At 69.8% G+C, this 22,399-nt stretch carries 18 protein-coding genes and 1 tRNA gene; 15 read left to right on the top strand and 4 right to left on the bottom strand.

Translation table 11 applies throughout. The features are described 5' to 3' along the window. Window positions 1-259: 259 nt before the first annotated feature. The 7 genes from F8S09_RS07845 to F8S09_RS07815 all read left to right on the top strand — a co-directional run bounded on the left by F8S09_RS07845 (window position 260) and on the right by F8S09_RS07815 (window position 10,231). Complete coding sequence (locus F8S09_RS07845) at window positions 260-1,816, top strand: ABC transporter permease (protein WP_152870821.1); 1,557 nt, start codon at window positions 260-262, stop codon at window positions 1,814-1,816. Next, window positions 1,813-2,916 (top strand): ABC transporter ATP-binding protein, encoded by a 1,104-nt coding sequence (locus F8S09_RS07840; RefSeq protein ID WP_152870818.1) that lies wholly within the window; start codon window positions 1,813-1,815, stop codon window positions 2,914-2,916. The genes F8S09_RS07845 and F8S09_RS07840 overlap by 4 nt, the downstream gene beginning before the upstream one ends. A gap of 96 nt (window positions 2,917-3,012) precedes the next feature. Beyond that, on the top strand, window positions 3,013-3,642 hold the full coding sequence (locus F8S09_RS07835) for a TetR/AcrR family transcriptional regulator (RefSeq protein WP_152870815.1): 630 nt from the start codon (window positions 3,013-3,015) through the stop codon (window positions 3,640-3,642). Window positions 3,643-3,747: 105 nt separating this feature from the next. After that, complete coding sequence (locus F8S09_RS07830) at window positions 3,748-4,977, top strand: efflux RND transporter periplasmic adaptor subunit (protein WP_322618640.1); 1,230 nt, start codon at window positions 3,748-3,750, stop codon at window positions 4,975-4,977. A 61-nt stretch (window positions 4,978-5,038) separates the two neighbouring features. Continuing rightward, the gene (locus tag F8S09_RS07825; protein WP_152870813.1) at window positions 5,039-8,458 is read left to right on the top strand and encodes an efflux RND transporter permease subunit; all 3,420 of its coding nucleotides are present in this window, start codon (window positions 5,039-5,041) and stop codon (window positions 8,456-8,458) included. Between the two features lie 178 nt (window positions 8,459-8,636). Beyond that, entirely contained in the window at window positions 8,637-9,509 is an 873-nt protein-coding gene (gene ypfJ / locus F8S09_RS07820; protein ID WP_152870811.1) for a KPN_02809 family neutral zinc metallopeptidase, read from the top strand. A gap of 20 nt (window positions 9,510-9,529) precedes the next feature. After that, window positions 9,530-10,231, top strand: a complete 702-nt coding sequence (locus F8S09_RS07815) for a M48 family metallopeptidase (protein WP_152870808.1) — start codon at window positions 9,530-9,532, stop codon at window positions 10,229-10,231. A gap of 52 nt (window positions 10,232-10,283) precedes the next feature. Here F8S09_RS07815 and F8S09_RS07810 read toward each other — a convergent pair whose 3' ends face one another. Further along, entirely contained in the window at window positions 10,284-10,496 is a 213-nt protein-coding gene (locus F8S09_RS07810; protein WP_152870806.1) for a hypothetical protein, read from the bottom strand. A gap of 137 nt (window positions 10,497-10,633) precedes the next feature. Between F8S09_RS07810 and F8S09_RS07805 the strand changes: the two genes are divergently transcribed. From F8S09_RS07805 to F8S09_RS07775, 7 genes are all read left to right on the top strand, one after another. Next, window positions 10,634-12,934: a hypothetical protein gene (locus tag F8S09_RS07805; RefSeq protein ID WP_152870803.1), complete on the top strand. Its 2,301-nt coding sequence runs from the start codon at window positions 10,634-10,636 to the stop codon at window positions 12,932-12,934. Continuing rightward, on the top strand, window positions 12,934-13,395 hold the full coding sequence (locus F8S09_RS07800) for a pilus assembly FimT family protein (RefSeq protein WP_152870800.1): 462 nt from the start codon (window positions 12,934-12,936) through the stop codon (window positions 13,393-13,395). Before F8S09_RS07805 ends, F8S09_RS07800 begins: the two co-directional genes overlap by 1 nt. Further along, the gene (locus tag F8S09_RS07795) at window positions 13,392-13,865 is read left to right on the top strand and encodes a PulJ/GspJ family protein (RefSeq protein WP_322618638.1); all 474 of its coding nucleotides are present in this window, start codon (window positions 13,392-13,394) and stop codon (window positions 13,863-13,865) included. Before F8S09_RS07800 ends, F8S09_RS07795 begins: the two co-directional genes overlap by 4 nt. Beyond that, on the top strand, window positions 13,862-14,683 hold the full coding sequence (locus F8S09_RS07790; protein WP_322618637.1) for a prepilin-type N-terminal cleavage/methylation domain-containing protein: 822 nt from the start codon (window positions 13,862-13,864) through the stop codon (window positions 14,681-14,683). The genes F8S09_RS07795 and F8S09_RS07790 overlap by 4 nt, the downstream gene beginning before the upstream one ends. A 65-nt stretch (window positions 14,684-14,748) precedes the next feature. Further along, on the top strand, window positions 14,749-16,443 hold the full coding sequence (locus F8S09_RS07785; protein WP_152870797.1) for a dynamin family protein: 1,695 nt from the start codon (window positions 14,749-14,751) through the stop codon (window positions 16,441-16,443). 59 nt (window positions 16,444-16,502) lie between these two features. Continuing rightward, window positions 16,503-16,577: transfer RNA gene (locus F8S09_RS07780), tRNA-Thr, on the top strand. Between the two features lie 326 nt (window positions 16,578-16,903). Then, window positions 16,904-17,873, top strand: a protein-coding gene (locus F8S09_RS07775; protein WP_152870410.1) for an IS630 family transposase whose coding sequence is annotated in 2 segments (ribosomal slippage) — window positions 16,904-17,257 and window positions 17,259-17,873 — 969 coding nt in all. Because the reading frame shifts where the segments join, the coding sequence is not laid out codon by codon here. An 88-nt stretch (window positions 17,874-17,961) separates the two neighbouring features. On the opposite strand, the gene F8S09_RS07770 is transcribed toward F8S09_RS07775, so the two are convergent. Together F8S09_RS07770 and F8S09_RS07765 are read right to left on the bottom strand one after the other, a co-directional pair. Beyond that, the gene (locus F8S09_RS07770; protein ID WP_152870795.1) at window positions 17,962-18,789 is read right to left on the bottom strand and encodes a hypothetical protein; all 828 of its coding nucleotides are present in this window, start codon (window positions 18,787-18,789) and stop codon (window positions 17,962-17,964) included. Beyond that, a complete protein-coding gene (locus F8S09_RS07765) occupies window positions 18,779-19,864 on the bottom strand; it encodes a M42 family metallopeptidase (protein WP_152870792.1) in 1,086 nt (361 codons plus the stop codon). The genes F8S09_RS07770 and F8S09_RS07765 overlap by 11 nt, the downstream gene beginning before the upstream one ends. A gap of 98 nt (window positions 19,865-19,962) precedes the next feature. Between F8S09_RS07765 and F8S09_RS07760 the strand changes: the two genes are divergently transcribed. Next, the gene (locus F8S09_RS07760) at window positions 19,963-21,252 is read left to right on the top strand and encodes an MFS transporter (protein ID WP_152870789.1); all 1,290 of its coding nucleotides are present in this window, start codon (window positions 19,963-19,965) and stop codon (window positions 21,250-21,252) included. Here F8S09_RS07760 and F8S09_RS07755 read toward each other — a convergent pair. Continuing rightward, window positions 21,249-22,217 carry a glycoside hydrolase family 43 protein gene (locus F8S09_RS07755; RefSeq protein WP_152870786.1) on the bottom strand — a complete coding sequence of 323 codons (969 nt, stop codon included), beginning with the start codon at window positions 22,215-22,217 and terminating at the stop codon, window positions 21,249-21,251. The two genes, F8S09_RS07760 and F8S09_RS07755, sit on opposite strands and share 4 nt — an antisense overlap. Window positions 22,218-22,399 lie beyond the last annotated feature (182 nt).

Here is a 22,399-nt window from a genome sequence, read left to right as displayed (position 1 = left end):
GCCGGGGCCGGGGTTGTCCTCTTCTCAGAGTGGCGTTGTGTCTCAAGAGAGCACCCCCTTTCCGAGCGTCCGTGTTGAAGCCACGGGCGCTCACCTCGTTGTGAGGTGTAGTCCTCTCGGTTCCCGTTGGTATGTTCCCCGTCCGAAGACAGGGGAAGTGTGCCGGATGACCCGCAGGCGGGACGCCTGCCCCCCAATCCTGACCAAGTTGCTCTGATACCTTGGCGCGGTTGGCCCCCTGTGGGGCCTGCCCCCGCCCATGACCCTGCGCCGCCGACTGCCCCCCACCCTGGCCCTGCCCGCCCTGCTGACGGCGCTGGGGGTGCTGCTGCCGCTCGCGTACCTGGTGCTGCGGGCCTTCGGTGCTCAGGCGGAGGAGTTGCGCGAGATCGTGTTCCGAGTCCGGAATCTGGAACTGCTGCGCAACACGCTGGGGCTGGCGCTGGGGGTACTGCTGGCGGGAACGGCGGTGGCGCTGCCGCTGGCGTACCTGGCCGCCCGGACGACCTTCCGGCCGCGCTGGGTCCTCACGCTGCTGGGGGTGCTGCCGCTGGCGATTCCGGGCTATGTGGGCGCCTACGCCCTGATCGCGGCGAGCGGACCGGGGGGCACCATCTGGGCGGCGACGGGCCTGAGCTGGCCGGGGCCGAGCGGCTTCTGGGGGGCGCTGGGGGTGCTGACCCTCTTTACCTTCCCGTACCTGTTCCTGAACCTGCACGCCGCGCTGCGGGCGCAGGACCCCGCGCTGGAGGACGCCGCCCGGCTGCTGGGCCGCACGCCGGGGCAGACCTTCCGCGAGGTCACGCTGCCGCACCTGCGCCCGGCGTGGCTGTCGGGCGGCCTGCTGGTCACCCTGCATGTGCTGGGCGACTTTGGGGTGACCAGCCTGATGCGCTACCCCACCTTCAGCGCGGCGATCTACCAGCAGTACACGGCGGCCTACGACCGGGTGTATTCGGCGTGGCTGGCGCTGATGCTGCTCGCTGTGACCGGGCTGACCCTGTGGCTGGAGGCGCGGCTGATGCGCGGCGTCTTTCTCTCGCGGGTGTCGCCGGGGGGGGCGCGGCAGCCCGCCCGCGTCCCCCTGCGCGGCTGGACGCTGCCCGCCTGGGTCTTTATCGGGCTGCTGGCGGGAGCCGCCCTGATCGTGCCGCTGGGGACGGTGGGCTACTGGCTGCGGCTGGAGCAGAATCCCTACGCGCTCGCCGGGCTGTGGGACGCGACCCGCTCGGCGCTGACGGCGGCGGGGGTGGCGGCGCTGACCACGACGGCGCTCGCCTTTCCGCTCGCGTACATCGGCAACCGCTACGCGGGGCGGGCAGCCAGGATCACCGAGCGGGTGGCGTATCTGGGCTACGCGACGCCGCCGCTGGCCTTCGCGCTCGCGCTCGTCTTCTTCGTGCTGAGGTCGGCGCCGGGGCTGTACCAGACCTTCGCCCTGCTGATCCTGGCCTACACGCTGCATTTCGTCGCGGAGGCCATCGGCCCCATCCGCACCTCGCTCGCCAAGGCCACGCCCCGGCTGGAGGAGGCCGCGCGGGTGCTGGGCGCCCGGCCTGCCCGGACGCTCTGGCAGGTCACGCTGCCGCTGATGCGCCCCGGCCTGCTGGCAAGCGCGGCCTTCGTCTTCCTGAGTGTCCTCAAGGAACTGCCGCTGACCCTGCTGCTGGCCCCGACCGGCTTCGACACCCTGGCCCGCAACGTCTGGACCTACACCGAAGAAGCGCAGTACGCCTCGGCCGCCCCCTACGCGTTGGTGCTGGCCCTCAGCGGGTCGCTCTTGACCGTGCTGATCCTGAGGAGAGAGAGGACATGACCCACCCCCCTTCCGGCTTCCGCGCCCTGCTGAATCGCCGGGCGTCGGGCACGACGCTAACGCCCTCGGCCCCCGCCGCCCCACTGCTGGAGATCGCGGCCCTGACCAAGAGTTACGCGCCGGGGCTGCCCCCCGTGCTGGAGGCGCTGGACCTCAGCGTGGCGCCCGGCGAGCTGCTGACCCTGCTGGGGCCGTCGGGCTGCGGCAAGACGACCACCCTGCGCCTGATCGCGGGGCTGGAGACGCCGGACAGCGGGAGCATCCGCATCGCCGGGCGCGAGATGACGGCCCCGCCCGTGCCCCCGGAGCGGCGGGGCGTCGGGCTGGTGTTTCAGGACTACGCCCTCTTTCCGCACCTCACTGTGCTGGGGAACGTGCTGTTCGGCCTGCAAGGGTTGCCCCGCGCCGGGCGGCTGGCCCGCGCCCGCGAGACGCTCGCGCTCGTCGGCCTGACCGTCTTCGAGGGCCGTTATCCGCACCAGCTTTCCGGCGGGCAGCAGCAGCGGGTGGCGCTGGCCCGTGCCCTGGCGCCCCGGCCCGCGCTGCTGCTGCTCGACGAGCCGTTTTCCAACCTCGACGCGCAACTGCGCCACTCCACCCGGCAGGAGGTCCGCGCCATCCTGCGCCAGAGCGGGACCACCGCGATTCTGGTCACCCACGATCAGGAGGAAGCGCTGGCCTTTTCCGATCGCCTCGTCGTGATGCGGGCGGGCCGGGCCGAGCAGATCGGCCCCCCGCACGAGGTCTACGCGCACCCGAAGACCGCCTTCGTCGCCAACTTCCTGGGCTGCAGCAACCTGCTCTCGGGCACCGCGAGCGGCCGGGTGGCCCGCACCGCGCTGGGAGACGTGCCGCTGGAAGACCCCGCGCAGGGGGCAGTGCTGGTCAGCGTGCGCCCGGAACATCTGGCCTTCGCCCAGCCCGGCGAGGACGGCACCCCGGTCACCATCGTGGCCCGCGAGTACAAGGGCCACGACGTGACCTACGCGGTGCGGCTGGGGGGGCAGGAGCTGCTGGTCCACACGTCCGGCAGCGAGGTCTGGCCGGAGGGCGCCGAGGCCCGCGTGCGCGTGACCTGTCCGGCGCGGGCGGTGCAGTAGCCCCGGCGCGGCCCCCCTCCGGCCCCCCCCGGTCCAGCCGCGCACTGTAGCCAAACGTCCCTATGCCCCCGTATTCCTGAGTCCATACTCAGGAACATGGCCCGGCCGCGCAGTGTCTCGGATGAACAGATCGTGGAAGCGGCCCGCGCCGTCTTTCTGGAACGCGGCGTGGGGGCGACCACCGCCGAGATCGCGCGGCGGGTCGGCGTTGCGGAGGGCACGCTCTTTACCCGCTACGCGACCAAGGCCGACCTGTTCGAGGCGGCGGTGGGCCTGCACGACGTGACCCCCTGGCGCGACGACCTGCCGGGCCGGGTGGGGACGGGCCGGGTGCGTGACCATCTGGAACACGTCGCCCGGCGCTTTCTGGAGGACGCGGCGCGGGTGGTGCCCCGCCTCACGCTGATGCTCTCGCAGGGACACGCCCCGGACCACAACCCCCTGCTGCGCCGGATCGGGGACCCGGTGCGCCGGGACCTCGACGCCCTGGCCGCCTACCTGCGGGCAGAGATGGCCCTGGGCCGCGTTCGCCCGCAGGACGCCGGGGTCGCCGCCTCCGCGCTGCTGGGGGCGCTCACCCAGCACGTCTACCGCGAACTGCTCGCCGGGGCAGAGGGAGAGCCCACCTCCTCCTGCCCGCCCGCCCCCGCCCCCCCGGCCGACCCGGACGGGTTCGTCTCCGCGCTGCTCGGCCTGCTGTGGCCCGGCCTCACGCCCCAGCCCTAGCCCCCCCAGTCCTGATCCTTCGCCTTCGGCCATCTGCCCTGTTTTGGAGGTTTCCCCTATGTCCTACCCCCAGCCTGCCGCTCCCTCTCCCCTCCGGCGGCCCGCGTGACCCGCACCCTGCTGCCGCTGACCCTGCTGCTCGCGCTGACCGCCTGCTCGCCCGAGGGGGGAGGGGAGGAGGCGGCTACCAGTCTCTCCACCCCGCCGCCCAAGACGACCGCGCTCGCGGTGCGGACCGTGCGGGCGGGGGAGGGTGAGCTGACGGTGCCCCGCACGGTGGCCGCCACGCTGGAGGCGGGCCGCGACAGCAACGTGGCGGCGCAAGCGGGCGGCACGGTGATTCGCGTGCTGGTGCAGGAAGGCGAGCGGGTGACGAGCGGGCAGGGCGTGGTGCAGCTCGACGACACGGCGGCGCAGCAGGCCCTGACCTCGGCGCGGCTGGGGCTGCAACAGGCCGAACTCAGCCTGCGGCAGGCCCGCGACGCCGTGGACGCCGCCCGGCCCGCGCTGGAAGCGTCCGTCCGCGCCGCCGAACTCGGATTGCGCCGCGCCCGGCAGGAGGCGCAGGACGCCCAGGAGCGCTACGACGACGACCAGATCACCCAAGCGCAACTCCTCGCGGCCCAGGCGGGGCAGGCGCAGGCCGAGAGTGCGCTGGCGCAGGCCCGCAACGCGCTCGCGCAAAACGGGCAGGCGGGGGCAGGCAGCCCGGAGGCCCTGGAACTGAGCGTGCAGAGCGCCCGCGCCGGGGTCACCCAGGCCGAAACCGCGCTGGCCCGCACGGTGGTGCGTGCCCCCTTCGCGGGCGTCGTGGTGTCGGTCGCGGCCGAGGTCGGCGAGGCGGTGGGGCAGGGCAGCCCGGTCTTCCGGCTGGTGGAGGCGGGGAACGTCCGCGCCCGCTTCACCGTGACCCCGGCCGACGCGGCGGCGCTGACGCCCGGCACCCGGCTCAACCTCGACGCGGGCGGGCAGACCTACGTGGCCGTCGTGAACGAGGTCAGCGGGGTGGCGGGGAGCGACCGCCTGGTGCCCGTGACGGCGCGGGTGCAGGGCGGGGCCGACCTCCCGGTGGGCGGCGCGGCGCAGGTGCGCTACCGGGCGACGGTGGGCGGCGGCGTCCTGGTGCCGTCGTCGGCCCTGAGCGTGGACGGCGGCGAGAGTGCCGTTTACGTCGTCGAGGGCGGCGTCGCCCAGCGCGTGCCCGTGCAGGTGGACGCCGAGGCGCGGGGCCAGGTCGCCGTGCGCGGGCTGGACGCCGGGGCGCAGGTGATCACCCCCGTGCCGGGCAGCCTCCAGGACGGGGCGCGGGTGCGCGTGGCGGGGGGCGGCGCGTGAGGCGAGCTGACCGCGTTCGCCCCTCCGTCTCCCGGCCTGACTTCCCCCTTCCGGAGTTCGCATGAGCACCCACGATCCCCCCGAGTTCGACCTGCCGCGCGGCACCCTGCCCGACGGCACCCCCGAGCCGCCCGTTCACCCTGCCGTGCGCTTCAGCGTGCGCAACTACGTCTTTTCCATCGGCATCTTCGTGATGGTGGTGCTGTTCGGCCTGCTGGCGACGACCCGGCTGGGGGTGGAACTGCTGCCCAGTTTCGAGGTGCCGGTGCTGGCCGTCTCGACCGCCTACCCCGGCGCAACACCCGATCAGGTGGACCGCGAGGTCAGCCAGCGCGTCGAGGCCGCCGTGAGCACCCTGGGCGGCGTCGTGGACATCAACACGACCTCGGTGAGCAACCAGTCGGCGGTCGTCATCACCTTTTCCGACGACACGAATATCGACTCGGCGGCCAACAGCGTCTCGCAGGCGGTGGCCGCCATTCGCGGCACGCTGCCGAGCGGGGCGGACGCGCCGGTCGTGCAGAAGTTCGACCCCAACGCCACGCCGATCCTGACCCTGGCCCTGCTGGGCGGCTCGGCCCGCGCCCCCGACGTGGCCGCCTACGCCGAGGACACGCTGGTCCCGCGGCTGGAGCGCGTGCCCGGCGTGGCCGACGTGGCGGTGTCGGGCGGCCCGGCGCGGCAGGTGCAGGTGCTGCTGGACCCCACCCGGCTCCAGACCTACCGCCTCACGCCGGGGCGGGTGGCGGGGGCGATTCAGGCCTCGGCGCTGGACCTCCCGGCGGGCAGCGTCACCCAGGACGGCACCACAGTGGGCTTTTCCACCCGCAACACGCCGACCAGCCTCGCGGAGGTCGAACGCATCGTCGTGGACCCCGCCTCCGGTCTGCGGGTCGCGGACGTGGCGACCGTGCGCGACACCTCCGCCCGGCCGACCAGCTATGCCCGCGTGAACGGGCAGCCCGCCGTCCTCCTCAGCGTCCGCAAGGCCAGCGGCACGAACAGCGTGGCGGTGGCAGACGAGGTGACCGAGGCGCTGGCGGAACAGCCGCTCCCCGACGGCTATCAGCTCACCCTCGCCAGCGACACCACGACCGCCACCCGCGCGACCGTGGAGGACACCTTCAAGGAGTTTTTGATCGCCATCGGCGCGGTGGGCGTGATCGTGCTGCTGTTCCTGGGGCGGCTGAACACGGTCTTCGCGGTCATCCTCGCCATCCCGATCTCCATCAGCGCCGCGCCGCTGCTCTACAGCCTGTTCGGGTTTTCCTTCAACATCGTCTCGCTGCTGGCGATCATCGTCGCCATCGGCATCGTGGTGGACGACTCCATCGTGGTGGCCGAGAACGTGCAGCGCTACCGGGATATGGGCTATGGCCTGCTGCGCAGCGTGCTGGTGGGCGGCTCGGAGGTCTTCTCGGCGGTCACGGCGGCCTCCTTCTCGCTGCTCGCGGTGCTGATCCCGCTGTCCTTCATGCCGGGCATCCTGGGCCAGTTTTTCAGCCAGTTCGGGCTGGGGCTGGCGGCGGCGATCACGCTGAGCTGGCTCGAGAGCCTGCTCTTTCTCACCGTCCGCATGGCCTACACCCGTGACCCGCAGCCCATCGGCTGGCGGCAGGTGCCCGGCGTGCTGGGACGGCTGCCACGCTTTTTCCGGGAGGCGCTGGCGGGGGTGCGGACCTTCTCCGGCCTGCTGCTGCTCGCCCTGGCGGGGGCCGCGCTGTGGGTGGGCCTGGACCGCCTGACCGAGCTGGAACTGCCCGCCGTCGCCGCGCTGTCCATCCTGCTCGCGCCCGTGCTGCTGACCCTGGTCCGCTACCTGCTGACGGTCCTGCTCGCTCTCCTCGAGGCGCTGACGGGCACCCTGCACGGCTGGACTAACCGGGGCGTGACCGCGACCGCCCGCGCCTATGCCCGCAGCGTGGGCGGGGTGCTGCGGCGGCCCTGGGTGGTCATGCTGCTGGCGGGCGCCTTCCTGCTCAGCGTGCCGCTGGCGATGCGGAATATCGGCTTCGCCTTTATTCCCCAGAGCGACAGCGGCATCCTGACCGCCGAGGTGGAACTGCCCCCTGGCACCGAACTCTCGCGCACGAACGCGCTGACCGCCCGGCTGGAGGAAAACCTGCTGGCCCGCCCCGAGGTCCGGCTGGTGCAGACCAGCGTGGGCGCGGGCGGCGTGCTGGGCGGCACGAACGCGAACACGGCCAGCCTGACCGTGACCCTCGCCCCGCGCGAAGAACGCCCCGGCATCGAGGCCCTCGGCGCCGACTACGCCCGCGACTTCTCGGCCATCGCCGCCAGGGTGCCGGGTGCGGAGGTGCGGGTGGCCTCGCAGCAGGGCGTACCGGGGGGCGGCTCGGACCTCAGCCTCGCCCTGACCGCGCCCAATCAGGCGCTGCTGGTGGAGCGCAACCGGGAACTGGTGCGGCTGCTCGCGGCCGACCCCAACATCGCCTCGCTGGAAAGCAGTCTCTCGGCCACCCGGCAGGAGCGGACCTTCGTGCCGGACCCCGCGCGGCTGGCGGGCACCGGCCTGACCGTCTCCGACGTGGCGCAGGCGCTGCGGACTTACAACGACGGCAGCGTGGCGGGCCGCCTGCGCGACGGCGACCGCAGCGTGGACATCGTGGTGCGGCTCGACCCCGCGCAGGTGCAGGGCGGCGAGAGCCTGCTCGACCAGACGGTCTTCGCGCCCGCGCTGGGGGCCAACGTGCCGCTCGCCGCTTTGGGCACCTTCCAGACCCGGCAGGCCCCGGCCACCCTCAGCCGGTTGAACAAGGCGTACACCGCCAGCCTCGACATCGACCTTGTGCCCGGCGGTCCCAACGCCTTCGCCTACCAGCAGACGCTGATCGACCGGGCGACGGCGGCCGGAATCCTCACCGACGGGGTGACGCTGGGCAACGCGTCCTCCTTCGGGACGGCGGGCCTGACCGAGGACCTGGTGTTCTACGGCCCGGTCGTGCTCATCCTCGCCGTGCTGCTGACCTACCTCGTGCTGGGGTCGCAGTTCAACTCGTTCCGCTACCCCATCTACCTGCTGCTGCCCGTGCCGCTCGCCATCGTGGGGGCGCTGTGGACGCTGGCCCTGTTCGGGGTGGACCTCGACGTGATCACGGTGCTGGGCATGGTGATCCTGCTGGGCCTGTCCACCAAGAACTCGATCCTGTACCTCGAATTCGTGACCGAGCGGATGCGTTCGCTGCCGCTGCGCGAGGCGCTGATCGAGGCCGCCGAGCTGCGCTTCCGGCCCATCATCATGACCACGCTGACCGTGCTGGTGATCAGCATTCCGCTGGTGCTGGGTCAGGGCGACGGCGCCGAGTTCCGCCGGGGGCTGGGCATCGTGATTTTGGGCGGGGTGATCACGTCCACGCTGCTGACCTTCTTCGTGGTGCCCGCCGTCTTCTACCAGTTCGAGCGCCGGCGGGTGGCCCCGCCTGCGCCCGTGCCGCTGGGGGCGGTGCCCGCCTCGGACTGAGCGCCGGGGCAGGGGAGGGGTGGAGGGGCGGCTGACCCCCCCGCCCCTTTTCCTATGGCTTGGTCAAGGCCCGCTCACGGGGGGACTCCTACAATGCCCCCTGAGCCACGCAGAACAGAGAGGCAGCCCGCTGGTCCGGGCCGCGCTGGAATGGCGGGCGCAGCGAAGGAGGCTGGAGATGGACTGGAAAAACCTTCCCCGCAGCGGCGGCGGCGTGCAGCAAAGCGGGGGTGGGGGTGGGATTCCGGGGGGCGGCCTCGCGGTAGGCGGCGGCATCGGCGGCCTGCTTATCGCCCTGATCGCCATGTTTTTCGGGGTAGACCCCAGCGTCGTCACGGGCGGCCAGACGGTCCCGACTCAGACGCAGACGCAACCCCAGACCCAGGCGGGAACGGCGGGCGAAACCGAGGAATACGAGTTCCTCGACCGCATCCTGGGCAGCACCAACGAAGTCTGGGGCGGCATCTTCCAGCAAGCCGGGCGCACCTATACCAAGCCCGTGCTGGTGTCCTTCCGGGGGTCGGTGCCCACCGCCTGCGGCCAGGGGACGAGCGCGACCGGCCCCTTCTACTGCCCGCTGGACAACAAGATCTATATCGACACCTCCTTTTTCGCACAGATGGACCGTCAGCTCGGCGGCGGCGGCGACTTCGCCTACTCCTACGTGATCGCGCACGAGGTCGGGCACCACGTTCAGAACGAACTGGGCATCGCCGATCAGGTCACCCGCGCCCAGCAGGGCGCCCGCACCGAGGCCGAGGCCAACAGCTACGGGGTGCGCCTGGAGCTGCAAGCCGACTGCTTCGCCGGGGTGTGGGGCAATCAGGTGTCCAGCCTCGCCAACCTGACCCAGGAGGACGTGCGCGAGGCCGTGAACACGGCGGCGGCCATCGGGGACGACACCTTGCAGCGCCAGGGCCGGGGCTACGTGGTGCCCGACTCCTTTACCCACGGCAGCAGCCAGCAGCGGGTCAACTGGTTCATGACCGGCTTCCGCACGGGCGACCCCAACCAGTGCGACACCTTCAACCAGGACTACAACCAGCTCTAACCAGCCGCTATAACAGAGCCATGCCGCGCCCCCGACCTGCCCCCCCGTGGACGGTCGGGGGCGTTCCCGTGGAGCTGCGCCGCAGCGCCCGCCGCCGCACGCTGGCCCTTCAGGTCCGCCCCGGCGAGGTTGTCCTGCACGCCCCCGTCCGCACACCGGAGGAGACGCTCGCCGCTTTCGTGGAGTCCCGCCGAGAGTGGGCCGAGCGGCACCTGCGGACCTTCGCGGCGCGGCCGTCGCCCCCGGCGGCATGGCAGGACGGCTCCCCCTACCCCTTCCTGGGCGAAACGCTGACCCTGCGGCTGGTACCGGGGTTGCGTCAGGCCGAGCGGGTGGGTGACGAATTACACCTTCCTCACGGCTTAGACCTCGCCGCGACTCTGGAGGCGTGGAGCCGTGCTGCCGCCTTGCCCGTCTTCCGCGCCTGGGTGGAGGAATACGCGGGCGCACTGGGTGCCCGTGACCGGCTGGGGCGGGTGGCCCTGAGCGGTGCCCGCACCCGCTGGGGCAGTTGCTCCTCGCGCGGGGATATCCGGCTGCACTGGGCGCTCAGCCGCGCCCCCCGGGAAGTCGCCCGCTACGTCGCCCTGCACGAGGCCGCGCACCTGCTGGAACTGAACCACTCGCTCCGCTACTGGGCACACGTGGCCCGCCTGATGCCCGAGCATGCGCGGTGGCGGCGCTGGCTGCGTGAGCAGGGGCGCACGCTGTTGACCCGCTGACAACGGCAGCGCCGCCAACCGTGTCAGGTCGGCGGCGCAAGATGGCATGTGCCTACATCGCGGGCATGGGCGTGGGGCTGGGCAGGCCCGGCGTGTCTGGATTGCTTGTCGGGTCCGGTTCGGGCATCCCCGGCAGGTCCGGGTTCATGGGGGGGTCCATAATCGGCCCGGTGTCGTCGCCGCCGGGCATCCGCTCGGGGATGGGGGCGGGCGTGTCGGTCGGCTCGGTGGCGGGCATGGGGGGACGGTCGTAGGGTCCGGTCATGGGGGGCACCTCCTGTGGGAATGGGGACCAGTCTGCTCTCCCCGCGCGAGCGGAGCGCCCGAGGGATATGAAGGCGGCTTCACGCGCCCCTATTCGGGGGCTAGGCCCGGCCTCCCTGCCCCAGCAGACTGGGAGATATGAGAGGTCCACGAGCCACCGAAGGCGCGACGATGATTATTGTTGTGCTGTTTACCCTGCTGCTGCTGGCAGGCATCCTGGCCGCGACGCTGCGGCTGGGGCTGGGGAGTCGCCAGAATACGGCGGATCAGGCGGCGACGTTGCGGGCACAGTATGCGGCGGAGTCGGGGGTGGCCTTGGCGCAGAGCCGACTGCGGGACGTGGAGGCCTTGCTCTCCCCGAACCGGACGGGCGCGGGGGGAAGCACCATTGATCACATCGTAGTACCTTATTCGACGACTCCGGCCGTACTGAAGGTGCAGGCTGAGCAGTTCTGCAACCAAGTGGGCAGCGCGTCAAGCTGGACACCGACCTCCGAGTTCTTGCAGGTTAGGACCGGGAGCCGGGCGGAGGACGTCGAGGCGTTTCCGGAGGCCAAAGCCTGCGAGGTTGCGGCCGGAGCCCCGGCCAACCAGTTTGAACTGCTCGCCCAGTATGTGCAGCCTGCCGCTTTTGATGTGTTGCCTAGCACGCCAGGCAGCGAGCGCCCCAGCAACGTGGCTGATCCCGCCAGTCGCTTGCAATGGTGGAACAGCCTCTTGAGGCAGGAGCAGGCAGTGGGCGAGGCCCGTTTTACCCTTCGGCCCGTCCGCGCAGTGCAGCTGACCCCTGTGAAGTATCGCTTTTACTTTCGGCTCGAAGGGCTGCGGGTGCGCGGGCAACTCGGCGGGGCAACCCGCGTCCTGACTGCCAGCCGCACCGCCGAGAACCAGTGGTGGTTCGAGATCGAACTGCCCAGCCTGCTCGAAGACGTGCTGATGACCAATCACCACCGCCTCAAGCCCAGCGGCACCTACAGCCCGACCGGGGCACCCACCGTGAACTTCGACGATCAGGTTTTCGACGGCTCCATCCACACCAACGAGAAATTCCTGTTTACGGGCAACTCACGCGCCCAGTTTCGGGGCAAGGTGAGTAGCGTGGGATGCACCGACCTGCCCAAAGAAGGGCTGGCCCCCGGCGGCAACTGCGAGTCTACGGCAGGAGTGCATATTGGCAACTCGACTCCCACGCCTGCCCCCGATACGGAAAATACTGCCGAGAAGCAGAACAAGTGGCTGGCCGACGAGGTAGCCAAGTCCCCCCGCACGGTCAACTTCCTCAAGAATGAGACCGACCCCACCAAGATTGACTACAAGAAGACGGACTTCAACGCCGCCTATAAGCCACTCCCCATCAATGAAAACGACCAAAAAGCGGCGGCCCTGGCCGAGGGCCTGATGCTGGGCAACGCCTTGGGCGTCGAGTTGATGGCGGGCGGCTCGAACGGACTGCCGCTGAACACGACGTATGACGCCTCTGCCCAGAAATGGCCCGAACCCAACCCCGTCTTTCAGTACATCCGCTTTCTCAAGGCAGGGAGCCAGACGGTCCGCGAGTGCTCTTGGACGGACACTCCTGTCTGGGCTGACCTCTGGAATACTGGTCTCAAGCGTTGGGACCCGCTGCCAGAGTGGACCGCGGCTCCTGATCTTAAAAAGGGACGTGCCTCGCACAATGATGGCAGGAATAACGGCTACTGGATGTACGCGCAGAACTGCCGCAACGTGACAGAGAAGGTGATCGACACCAACAACGAGTACCGCGTCGACAAGGATGGCAACCTGTCCAAGAAAAACTCCAGCGGCTCGTGGATTTCGCAGGGCCGAAAGTTCAACGGCGTGATCTACGGTGAGCGCTTCGAGTCGCTGCGCGGTCCGGATCGGCGCAGCAGCAATAAGGAAGACGGCTCCCTGGGCAACGTACCCCCGGCGCTGGCGTCATTCGCGGGCGTCACCATCGCCTCGAGCGGAGACGTCAAGGTCGATACTGACCTCACCATGTCGGATACGCCCTGCTCGTATGCCTCGCTCAAAGCCACCCCTCCCTGTACGAAGAAGCCCAAGAACATCCTTGGGATTTACAGCCAGGACGGTGACATCATCCTGTCGGAAAAGACGCGCCGTGACCTCAATCTGCACACGGCGATGATCGCTAGCACGGGGGAAGTGACGGCCCAGAATTACAGTAACCGTTTGCCTCAGGGAGACGTGCACCTGATCGGCAGCCTGATCGAGAACTGGTATGGAGCTTTCGGGCTGGTTGGCGACAGAGCGGGCTACGGTCGCGACTTCACCTACGACCAGCGTCTCAAGGAAGGCGTCACCCCCCCCTTCTTCCCGGTGTCGCCGCGCTGGACCATCACGGCGGCCGCCGAGACAGAGCCGCAAAAGGGCCTGGGGAAAGTGGTCATGCGCCAGATGGCGGCGGAGGCCTTTTGATGCGGGAGGGCGGCGTGACCCTGATCGAATTTCTCGTCGTCATCGCCATCATCGGCATTCTGGCGGGACTGTTGGGCTTTGGTTCCGTACGCAGCATCCGCTCGGCCGAATTGCGCGAGGCGACCACCCAGATGGCGACCGATCTGCGCCGCGCCCGTTCGCAGGCGCAGAGGGGTAGCGTGAATACGACCGTCTCCTGGGACGCGGGGAACTCCACGCGCTATCTGGTGGGCAGCAGTGAGCGGCGCTTGCCAGGGAACATCACGCTGCGCTGTCCGTCCAACTGCTCGGGCACGGGCGCAGCGGGCAATCAGGTCGCCTACACGGCTCCTTACGGCGAACTCGCGGGGGCAGTGGGCAAAGTCTTGCGGGTCAGCAGCAGTTTTCCGGGTCTGACCCCGCTGGAAATCCGCGTGGTCGGCGTGACGGGCAAGGTCATCGTGACCCAGGGGGGCTTGTGAGGGGCGCAGCGCGGCGGCAGGGTGGCTTCACCCTGATCGAGATTCTGGTGTCCATCGCGATTCTGGCCGTGCTCGCCGCGGTGCTGACGGCTACCCTAACCGGATCGTTGGGCCTGAACCGCGAAGCGCAGCAGCAACTGGGGACCACCTCACAGGCCCAGCAATTGCTGGAGCAGGTAAGGGGAGCTTGGTCGACTCAGGATAATTACGACCGGGCATGCGCCCCCATCGCTCTTCCCGCTGGCTATTCGGTCCGCTTTCAGTCGCTCGATGCGCGGGCCAATGTGCTGGGAACGGGTACAGCAGGTGCGCCCACCGCCATCCGCACAACTACCTGCGCGACTCAGAGCGTGGTCAATGCGCCGGGCAGTTCTCCGGCGGCGCCTCCCCGCATGCGCCGTCTGGTCGTCACCTCCCAGACCGGTCGGCAGGACGTGACCCTCACCCTCGACGTGCTGAGGCCGCAGTGAATCGGCCGGGAACGCGCACGGCTGGCCTGACGCTGGTCGAACTGCTGGTGGGGATGGCCCTGATGGGCGTCATTCTGCTTGCGCTGGTGAATTTCTTCGGCCAGAGCAGCCGCATCTCGGCGCAGTCGAGCACACGCGCCGAGTTGCAGCAGGAGATGCTCAATGCGCAGCAGCTCATCGTCGGGAAGCTTAAAGAGGCGTGGTACGTGTACCCGCCGGGACAGGCGATTGCCATGGTGAGCACCAACGCCCCCACCAGCCGCAACCCCACCACCGGCAACCAGAACTGGACAGTCAACACCCACCCCATCCTTGCCATGATTCTCCCACCCGCAGCGGGCACCACGGCCTACCGATTCCTCGCCTACTACCCTGTCAAGCGTTCTGTCTGGGTGACTGGTACCGCTGCGACGAGTTGGCGAAATCCTGGGCCGGACGACAGCAATGGAAACGCCTGGGTATTGGTGGAGTACCGGGCCAATCTTGCCTCGTCGCCGGTAGGCGCCACCTTTCCCCCCTCGTCCGCCCCGGCTGTGCCCATGGGTGGAGAGGCCAATATCCTTTCCGACTACGTCGCACCTGCAGTGGCGATCACGGAGACGAGCGGCTTCACCACGTCCGCCAACACCTACACCATGTTTACCTACGCGGCGGCAGACGGGAATCCCCCATCGGCGACCAACCCCGTGAGCAGCGTAACCATCAACCTGGCTGTGGCGAGGCAGTCACGCGGCACGCTCCTGCGCCTGCCCAACGCCACAGATGAGTACAGCATCACCGTCTATCCCGCCAACCTGGGCAAGGTCGCCGTCAACTGACCCCACCCTTCAAACAACCCTGAGCCTGCCCCGCGCCCCCCGGAGGCAGGCTCTACACTTGCCCCATGCTCGTCACCGCCCCCGTGCAAGACCTCCTTTCCCGCGAGCGGACGCTCCTCGCCGATCTCCAGGCCTTTCTGGAGACGCAGGGAGCGCCTCCGGAGGCCGTCGAGTATGCGCGGGGGGCGGCCAGGGCGCTCGATGAGAGCTTCCTGCTGGTGGTCGTCGGCGAGTTCAACGCGGGCAAGAGCAGCTTTGTGAACGCGCTTTTGGGTGCGGCAGTCCTTCCGGAAGGCGTCACGCCCACCACCGACCGCATCTATGTCCTCGTGCATGGCGACCGCCCTGGCGAGATGGAACCCACCCGCGACCCCTTCGTGAGCCGCCTGACCTACCCGCTGCCCAGCCTGGAGGGGGTGGCGCTGGTGGACACCCCCGGCACGAACGCGATCATCCGCCAGCACCAGGCCTTGACCGAGGGCTTCTTGCCCCGCGCCGACCTCGTGCTGTTCCTGACCTCGGCGGACCGGCCCTTCACCGAGTCTGAGCGGCAGTTCCTCTCGCTGGCCGCCCGCTGGGGCCGCAGCGTGATCATGGTCGTGAACAAGGCGGACCTGCTGGAGACCCCCGAGCAGCGCGAGCAGGTGCGGCAGTTCGTGGAGACGGGGGCGCGGGGTGTGCTGGGCCTGACGCCGCCCGTCTTTTTGATCAGTGCGCGGGCCGAGCAGCGAGGCGGCGACGAGGGCTTCCGGACGCTGCGCGGCGGCCTTCAGGCCCGCCTCTCGGAAACCGAGCGCACCCGCCTGAAGCTGCAGAGCCCGCTCTCGACTGCTGCCGAGATCCTGAGCGGTGAGGAGGCGCGGGCCGAGGCCGCCCGCAAGACCCTCACGGAGGACCTCGTCATCCTGCGCGACCTCGAAGACCAGCGCGAACGCCACCGAGAAACGATGCTGGGCGAGCTTGACGGCCAGCTCAACCGACTGGGCCGCCTGCTGGGCGAGTTCGAGGTGCGGGCCGACCGTTTTATCGACGACAAGCTGAGGTTCTCCAACCTGCGCGGCCTGATCAACAGCCGCGAACTGGAGGAGGGGTTCCGGCGCGAGGCGGTGGCGGACCTTCCCGACGCCATTGACCGGCAGTTCGGCACCATGATTGACCGCTTCGTGGAAGCCAATCTGCACTTCTGGGAGGACGTGCAGGCCTTCTTGATCCGCCGTCAGCCCCAGGGCGAGGTGGCCCGTACCCGCTTCTCCTATGACCGGGGGGCGCTGCTGGAGGGCATCGCCGGAAGCGCCCGCCAGCACCTGGAAACAACCACCGAGCAGGAACTCGCCCGCCAGCTCTCCCGCGACGCGGAGGATGCCCTCAAGGGCGCGGTGGGCGGCCTCGCGGGGGGGATCGGCCTGGGTGCGGGCATCGGGGCGCTGGTGGGGGCGTCGGCGCTGGACTTCACCGGGGGCATCCTCGCCGGGCTGACGCTGGGGAGTCTGGGCCTCTTCGTGCTGCCCAACAAGCGGCTGCAAGCCCACCGCCAGCTCCGGCAGAAGGTGGGGGGGCTGCGCGAGGCCCTCGAACAGATCATCCGCCGCGAGTACGAGCGCGAGCAGGAACGCGCCGACGCCCGGCTGCGCGACGCGATCAGCCCCTACACCCGCTTCACCGCGCAGGAGCAGACCCGGCTGGAGGCCGCCCGCACCCGCGCCGCCGAGCTGCGGTCGCGGCTGGAAGCCCTTCAGGCTGACGTGAAGGCGCTGGGGTAAGGGCCGTTTGACAAGGCCGGGGCCATCGTCTACCCTTGTGCGTGCAGCATTTTTGCCGCGCCAGTGTAGCTCAGGGGTAGAGCAACTGATTCGTAATCAGTAGGTCGTCGGTTCAAATCCGACCTCTGGCTCCAGAGAGAAAGCCCGCCTAGCGCGGGTTTTTTGTTTTTAGCCTCTGCGCCCTTCTGCCACATTCTGGCCCATTGCCACAGTTGTGCCACAGTTTGCAGGCTCAACTCCCGCAGGTGTCTGGTGTGGGTCGGGGCTGCGGCTTGGTCTTCCACGCTTGGGCCTCTACTGCCGCCTGAGTTGGTGTGGTGCCCGACACCGTCCGCACACTCCTGTTGTTGGGCACCCCTTTTGGGGGGGAGAGAGGGGGCCACATTTGGGTCCATGGACAGCCTCTGAATTTGCCAGACTGCCAGGCGGCCATGCCTAGAGCATTTGACATAATAAGGTTATGCAGAAACGGGTGGGGGCGCGGGGGTACAGCGTGGACCTGCGGGAGCGCATCGTGGCGGCAGCGCTGAAAGACAGCGACCATCAGCGAGTGGCCGAGACGTTCCAGGTGTGGGTCGGGACGGTCGAGCTGTACCTGAACAAACACGCGGCTGGCACGTTGCGGGACGTGAAGCGGCCCACCGGGCGTCGTCGCACGGTGCAGAGCGAGCATGAACAGGTCCTCCTCCAGTTGCTGGAGGAGGACCCCGACGCCTCGCTGGAAGAACATGCCCGCAAGCTGGAGGCCAAGACCGGCTTAAAGATCAGTTATCGCACGGTGGACCGGGTGTTCCGGCGGCACGGCATCACCTACAAAAAAAACGCGGGTCGCGTCCGAACGCAATGAGGAACTGCGCCAGCAGTTCCTGAACGACCTCATGCCTTACCTTCAGACACCCGCACGGCTGGTCTTTCTCGACGAGAGTGGGTTCAATACCGCGATGACCCGGGGATATGGGCGAGCACACCGGACCTGCCGGGTCCGGTATGCCGTGCCGCGCAACTGGGGTCGTAACCAAACGTTGATCTGCGCGGTCCAAGCGACCGGCCCCTTTGCTCCCCTCGTGGTCGAGGGTGCTGTCAACGGACCCATCTTCGAGTGGTATGTGCAGGAGGTGTTGTGCCCAGCCCTGACCCCTGGACAGGTCGTCGTGCTGGACAACCTCTCGGCGCACCATCGCGCGTCCGTTCGGACGCGCATCGAAGCCCAGAGCTGCTCGGTGTTGTTCTTGCCGCCTTACAGTCCAGACTTCAACCCCATCGAGATGCTGTTTTCCAAGATCAAAGCTCTGGTCCGGGCTGGAGATTGGCGAAACATACCGGCCCTGCTTCAAAGCATTTGGGCCGCCTTGGACGCTGTGACGTTGCGAGATGTCTTCGGTTGGTTCACCCATACCTTCCCAAACATCTTTTTATGTCAAATGCTCTAGGGCATGTGGGGGAAGAGTGGCGTGAGATCGTCAGGATGGGGTTAGGTTGTATATATTTAGATAGAAGGACGTCAGCGGCTTGACTCAGTCAAGCACGCCCCTCCTCGTGTTGCTGCGCGGGGTCTGGGTGAGCCAGCACCCGGACGCCCGCGAGGCCGGAGGCGGCGGCCTGCGTCGGGACCGCCCAGATGGGAGGCACGCGCACCTCGACGAGTGCGCCGTGCGTGAGCAGGGTCAGCAGGGGGTGGAGGGCGGTCTGAATGACCTCTTCCGGCGTGCGCCCACGTCCCGTCAGGGAACCCAGGTCGAGGGTCAGGCTGAGGGCGGTTGGTCCACCGTCGAGGGCGGGCGGCAGACCGGCGACCCGGAGCTGGAGCGGCCCCGCCTGTCCGGGGAGACGCCGGGCCTCGCCCAGGGAAAGCGGGGGGTCGGCTGGCCCGGTGCGGGCGAGGCCCAGGGCCTCCTGGGTGGCGTTGGAAAGGCCCGTGCTGCCCACAGGCTCGCCGCTCCGCGCATCCGCCTCTTCCGCGCGGGCGACCCGGTGCATGTCGGCAGGGTGGCGGCCCCGGTTGCGGGCGACGGGCAGGACCCACACGTCCGCGAGATGGGCGCGGGCGGCTTCCCCCGCCGGGGAGTGCAGCACCTCCAGCAGCGTTCCCAGGTCGAGGTCGCTGTGCAGCCGCGCGGGGGCGCCGCCGGGCACCAGCCGCAGCCCGGCGAGGATGGCCTCGGTTTCGGCCTCCAGCGAGGTGCCGCCAGGCCGGGCGCCACTGACCTGACGCACCTCCCGCGCCTGCGGCTGCACTGCCCGCGCCGCCCAGCCGGAAAAGGTCTGCCGCCGCTCGTGGCGGGTGCTGCCGTCGGTGTAGACGTGCCAGAGGTCGCCCGCGCCGGAGGGACCGGGGTCAGGCGTCATCGGGCAGGAAGGTAAAGTCGGGAAGATTAGGCAGCCGCCCCACCACGCCGTGCAGCACCTCGGCGGCGCCCACGGCGTCGCGCAGGTCGGCGAGTTCGAGGGGCGAGTGCGAGTAGCGCCTGGGGAGAGTCAGCGATCCGGCGGCGAGGCCCAGCCCGGCCCAGGCCATCGCGGCCGAGTCGTTGGAACCACCGCTGAAGGTGCAGGCCTGGAGCGGCACGCCGCGCTCGCGGGCCACCTCCTCCAGAAAGTCGCGCACGCCGGGGTGCAGCAGGTTGGCGCGGCCACCCGGACCGGCCATCACTTGCAGAGCGGGACCCGCGCCCAGCCGCACATTCAAGTCGCGGTGCTCGCTCATGTCGGGCGTGTCGCCGGTGGGCATGGTGTCCAGCGCGAGGGCGAGGTCGGGGCGAAAGCGTTCGGCGGCGAGTTTGGCCCCCTTGAGGCCCACCTCCTCCTGGGCGGTGAAGGCGTAGATGACCGTTCCAGCGGCGGGCGCGGCCCCCAGCGCCAGTTCGAGCAGCACCGCGCAGCCCAGGCGGTTGTCGATGGCCTTGCCCGCGACGAGGTGGGGCTGCCCGCCGATCTCCAGCAGCGGGCTGACAAAGGCCACTGGGTCCCCGATCCGCACGCCGAGCGCCTCCACCTCGGCGGCGCTGGAGCAGCCCAGGTCGATGTAGAGGTCGCCCGCCTTGCGGCCCTGGGTGCGCTCGGCTTCCGACTGGTAGTGGCCGGACTTCATACCGATCACGCCGTTCACGCCGCGCACCCGCACCGCCCGCGCGGGGAGCAGGCTGTCGATCACGCCGCCGATCTTCTCGAAGCGGATGAAGCCGCCGGGTTCGATGCTCTTGACCATCAGGCCGATCTCGTCGGTGTGGGCGGCGATCAGGACGGTGGGGCCGGGAGCAGGGCCGCGCCGCACCGCGTAGGCGTTGCCCGCCACGTCGATCTGGAAGTCGTCCACCTGCCCGGCGAGGGCGGTTCGGAGGGAACGCAGCAGGGGCCGCTCGTCGCCGGAGACGGCGTCGATGTCGCACAGCTCGCGCAGGCGGTCGCGGAGGGCAGGGAGCATGGGGGGCATCCTATCGGTTCTGCCGCAGTCCGTCCCTTCCGAAGAGACGCGGCGCCCCACGGTCCGGGAGGCCGGGCTGCACTAGGCTGTCTCCCCGCATGACCGCCCCCGCCGACGCTGCCGCCGCCCTGCGGTTCCCGGAGTTCCGGGCATTGCTGCTCTCCTCCACCTTCTCCTCGCTGGCGAGCCGGATGCTGGCGGTTGCCATCGGGTATCAGGTGTACGAACTCACGCGCAGCCCGCTCGCGCTGGGGCTGCTGGGGCTGGTGGAGGCGATCCCGGCGCTGGGGCTGGCCCTGATCGGCGGGCATTACGCCGACCGGCTGGACCGCCGCGCGATCTTGCTCGTTACGCGGCTGGTGTTCGCGGCGTGTGCCCTGGGGCTGGCCCTGGCCTCACGTGGGGCGGACGCGGGCACCGTGACGCTCCTCTACGTGCTGGTGTTCGTGGCGGGGGTGGCGCGGGGGTTCGGGGACCCGGCGTCGTCGGCGTTCGAGACGCGGATCGTCCCGGCGTCCGCCTTCGTGAACGCCTCGGCGTGGCTGGGGAGTGTGGGGCAGGCGACCGGAATCATCGGCCCGGCGCTGGGGGGGCTGCTGCTCGCCACCTGGAGCGCGACCGGCACCTACGTCCTGATTGCGGGGCTGACGCTGACGGCGTGGGCGGCGCTGTGGCGCATCGCGCCCAAGCCGCAGCCCGCGCCCCCGGAGCGGGAGAGCATGGCCGAGAGCATCCGGGGGGGGCTGAGGTTCGTGCGGCGCGACCCGGTGATTCTGGGGTCGATGGCGCTGGACCTGTTCGCGGTGCTGTTCGGAGGGGTGGTGGCGCTGCTGCCGGTCTTCGCCTCCGACATCCTGGGGGTGGGGCCGCGCGGGCTGGGGCTGCTGCTGGCAGCCCCGGCGGTCGGCGCCCTGCTGGTGATGCTGTGGGCCACCCGGCACCCGCCGCTGCGGAACAGCGGGCGCACGCTGCTGCTGGGCGTGGCGGGGTTCGGGGTCAGCATCATCGTGTTCGCGCTGTCGCGGGACTTCGCGGTGTCGCTGGTCGCCCTCTTTTTTACCGGGGTGTTCGACGGGGTGAACATGGTGATTCGCAAGGCCATCTTGCGGCTGCGGACGCCCGATCACCTGCGCGGGCGGGTGGCGGCGGTGAGCCTGGTTTTCATCGGGTCGAGCAACGAACTGGGGGCGCTGGAAAGTGGCGTGGCCGCCAGCGCCCTGGGCACCGTGCGCTCGGTGTGGGCGGGCGGGGTGGTCACGCTGCTGGTCGTCGCTCTCGTCGCGTGGCGGGTGCCCGCCTTGCGCTCGCTGCACCTGGGCGAGGCGGGGCCGGGGGACGAGGGGGCGCGGCCCTCCCCCACCCCGCCGCCCGCGCCGCGTCAGTTTTAGCGGGGCAGCGGGGCCGGGCGCGGCGTGAAGCTGGGGCCGTCCACGCGGGGGCCATTCGGCGTCCACTCGATGACGTCGATGCACATCCGCCGCGCTGTCTTCTGCGGGTCCCAGGCGTGGTAGACGAGGTAATCGCGCCCGTCGGGACCCGTCACCACCGAGTTGTGGCCGGGACCGACCACCTGACCCGGCACCGAGCGCAGCAGGGTGGGGCCGTCCGACTCGGGCTCGGTCCAGGGGCCGAGGGGATGGTCAGCCACTGCCCAGGACACGCCGTAGTTGGGTTCCTCCCATGCGCCGCCCGAGTAAAAGCAGTAATAGCGCCCACCGCGCTTGACCACGAATGGCCCTTCCAGCGTGTACCAGTCATAGGTCGATCCGTACATCTCGCGGTTCTGCCGGAAGATCTGCCAGTCGGCGGTCGCCCGCAGCACCGTGCGCGGCTCCCCAGCGAGGCGGGTCATGTCCTCCAGGCGGTCTACCGCGAGCGCCGTGCCCACCCGCTCGCCGTCCAGAAAGTCGCGGGCGTAGTACAGGTACCACTGTCCGTCCTCGTCCTGAAAGGGGCTGGCGTCGATGGTGAAGGGGTCGTCCGGCGTGAGGATGACCCCGGCGTCACGGAAAGGCCCCTCGGGACGCGGAGCGACGGCGACGCGGAGCTGGTGGCCCTTATCGCCCACACCGGCCGAGTAGTACATGTAGAACTGCCCCTCGTGGAAGGCCACCTCCGGCGCCCAGTAGTCACGGGCGTTCTCGCCCCCCAGTGGCTCCAGTGCCCCGCCCAGCGCCGTCCAGTGCAGCAGGTCGCGCGAGTGCAGCACCTCGAAGGCGCGGCCGGACTCGTGGGGGCGGCCGCTGGTGCCGTAGGCGTAGTAGTCGTCGCCATGCCGCAGCACGAAGGGGTCGGCGAAGTAGTGCGGATAGACAGGGTTGGTGTAGGTCTGGGGAAGGGCAGCGTCGGGCATGGGGTCTCCGGGAGTGGCGGGCGAGGAGAGCGGCTGGAGGCGGTTAAAGATTCGGTCAACCTGACGCCCGCAGTGTCGCAGGAGAGCGGGGAGGCAGGGTGGTATGCTCGCGCCAAGCAATCCTTTAGACACGGTGTTTGCCGGGCCAGCGCGTCCCGGCCCAGTTTCCTGGCCCCCCGGGA

Source organism: Deinococcus terrestris (assembly GCF_009377345.1).
Taxonomy (GTDB): Bacteria; Deinococcota; Deinococci; order Deinococcales; family Deinococcaceae; genus Deinococcus; species Deinococcus terrestris.
The sequence above is the reverse complement of the archived record's forward strand: the minus strand, read 5'-3'. Positions and strand labels throughout refer to the sequence as shown.

Bases quoted from the DNA above. Each gene is read 5' to 3' on its own strand.
- F8S09_RS07770 (WP_152870795.1), bottom strand. From the start codon at position 18,789: ATGACGCCTGACCCCGGTCCCTCCGGCGCGGGCGACCTCTGGCACGTC.
- F8S09_RS07815 (WP_152870808.1), top strand. From the start codon at position 9,530: ATGCCGCGCCCCCGACCTGCCCCCCCGTGGACGGTCGGGGGCGTTCCC.
- F8S09_RS07760 (WP_152870789.1), top strand. From the start codon at position 19,963: ATGACCGCCCCCGCCGACGCTGCCGCCGCCCTGCGGTTCCCGGAGTTC.
- ypfJ (WP_152870811.1), top strand. From the start codon at position 8,637: ATGGACTGGAAAAACCTTCCCCGCAGCGGCGGCGGCGTGCAGCAAAGC.
- F8S09_RS07805 (WP_152870803.1), top strand. From the start codon at position 10,634: ATGAGAGGTCCACGAGCCACCGAAGGCGCGACGATGATTATTGTTGTG.
- F8S09_RS07765 (WP_152870792.1), bottom strand. From the start codon at position 19,864: ATGCTCCCTGCCCTCCGCGACCGCCTGCGCGAGCTGTGCGACATCGAC.
- F8S09_RS07755 (WP_152870786.1), bottom strand. From the start codon at position 22,217: ATGCCCGACGCTGCCCTTCCCCAGACCTACACCAACCCTGTCTATCCG.
- F8S09_RS07810 (WP_152870806.1), bottom strand. From the start codon at position 10,496: ATGACCGGACCCTACGACCGTCCCCCCATGCCCGCCACCGAGCCGACC.
- F8S09_RS07845 (WP_152870821.1), top strand. From the start codon at position 260: ATGACCCTGCGCCGCCGACTGCCCCCCACCCTGGCCCTGCCCGCCCTG.
- F8S09_RS07825 (WP_152870813.1), top strand. From the start codon at position 5,039: ATGAGCACCCACGATCCCCCCGAGTTCGACCTGCCGCGCGGCACCCTG.
- F8S09_RS07835 (WP_152870815.1), top strand. From the start codon at position 3,013: ATGGCCCGGCCGCGCAGTGTCTCGGATGAACAGATCGTGGAAGCGGCC.
- F8S09_RS07785 (WP_152870797.1), top strand. From the start codon at position 14,749: ATGCTCGTCACCGCCCCCGTGCAAGACCTCCTTTCCCGCGAGCGGACG.
- F8S09_RS07800 (WP_152870800.1), top strand. From the start codon at position 12,934: ATGCGGGAGGGCGGCGTGACCCTGATCGAATTTCTCGTCGTCATCGCC.
- F8S09_RS07840 (WP_152870818.1), top strand. From the start codon at position 1,813: ATGACCCACCCCCCTTCCGGCTTCCGCGCCCTGCTGAATCGCCGGGCG.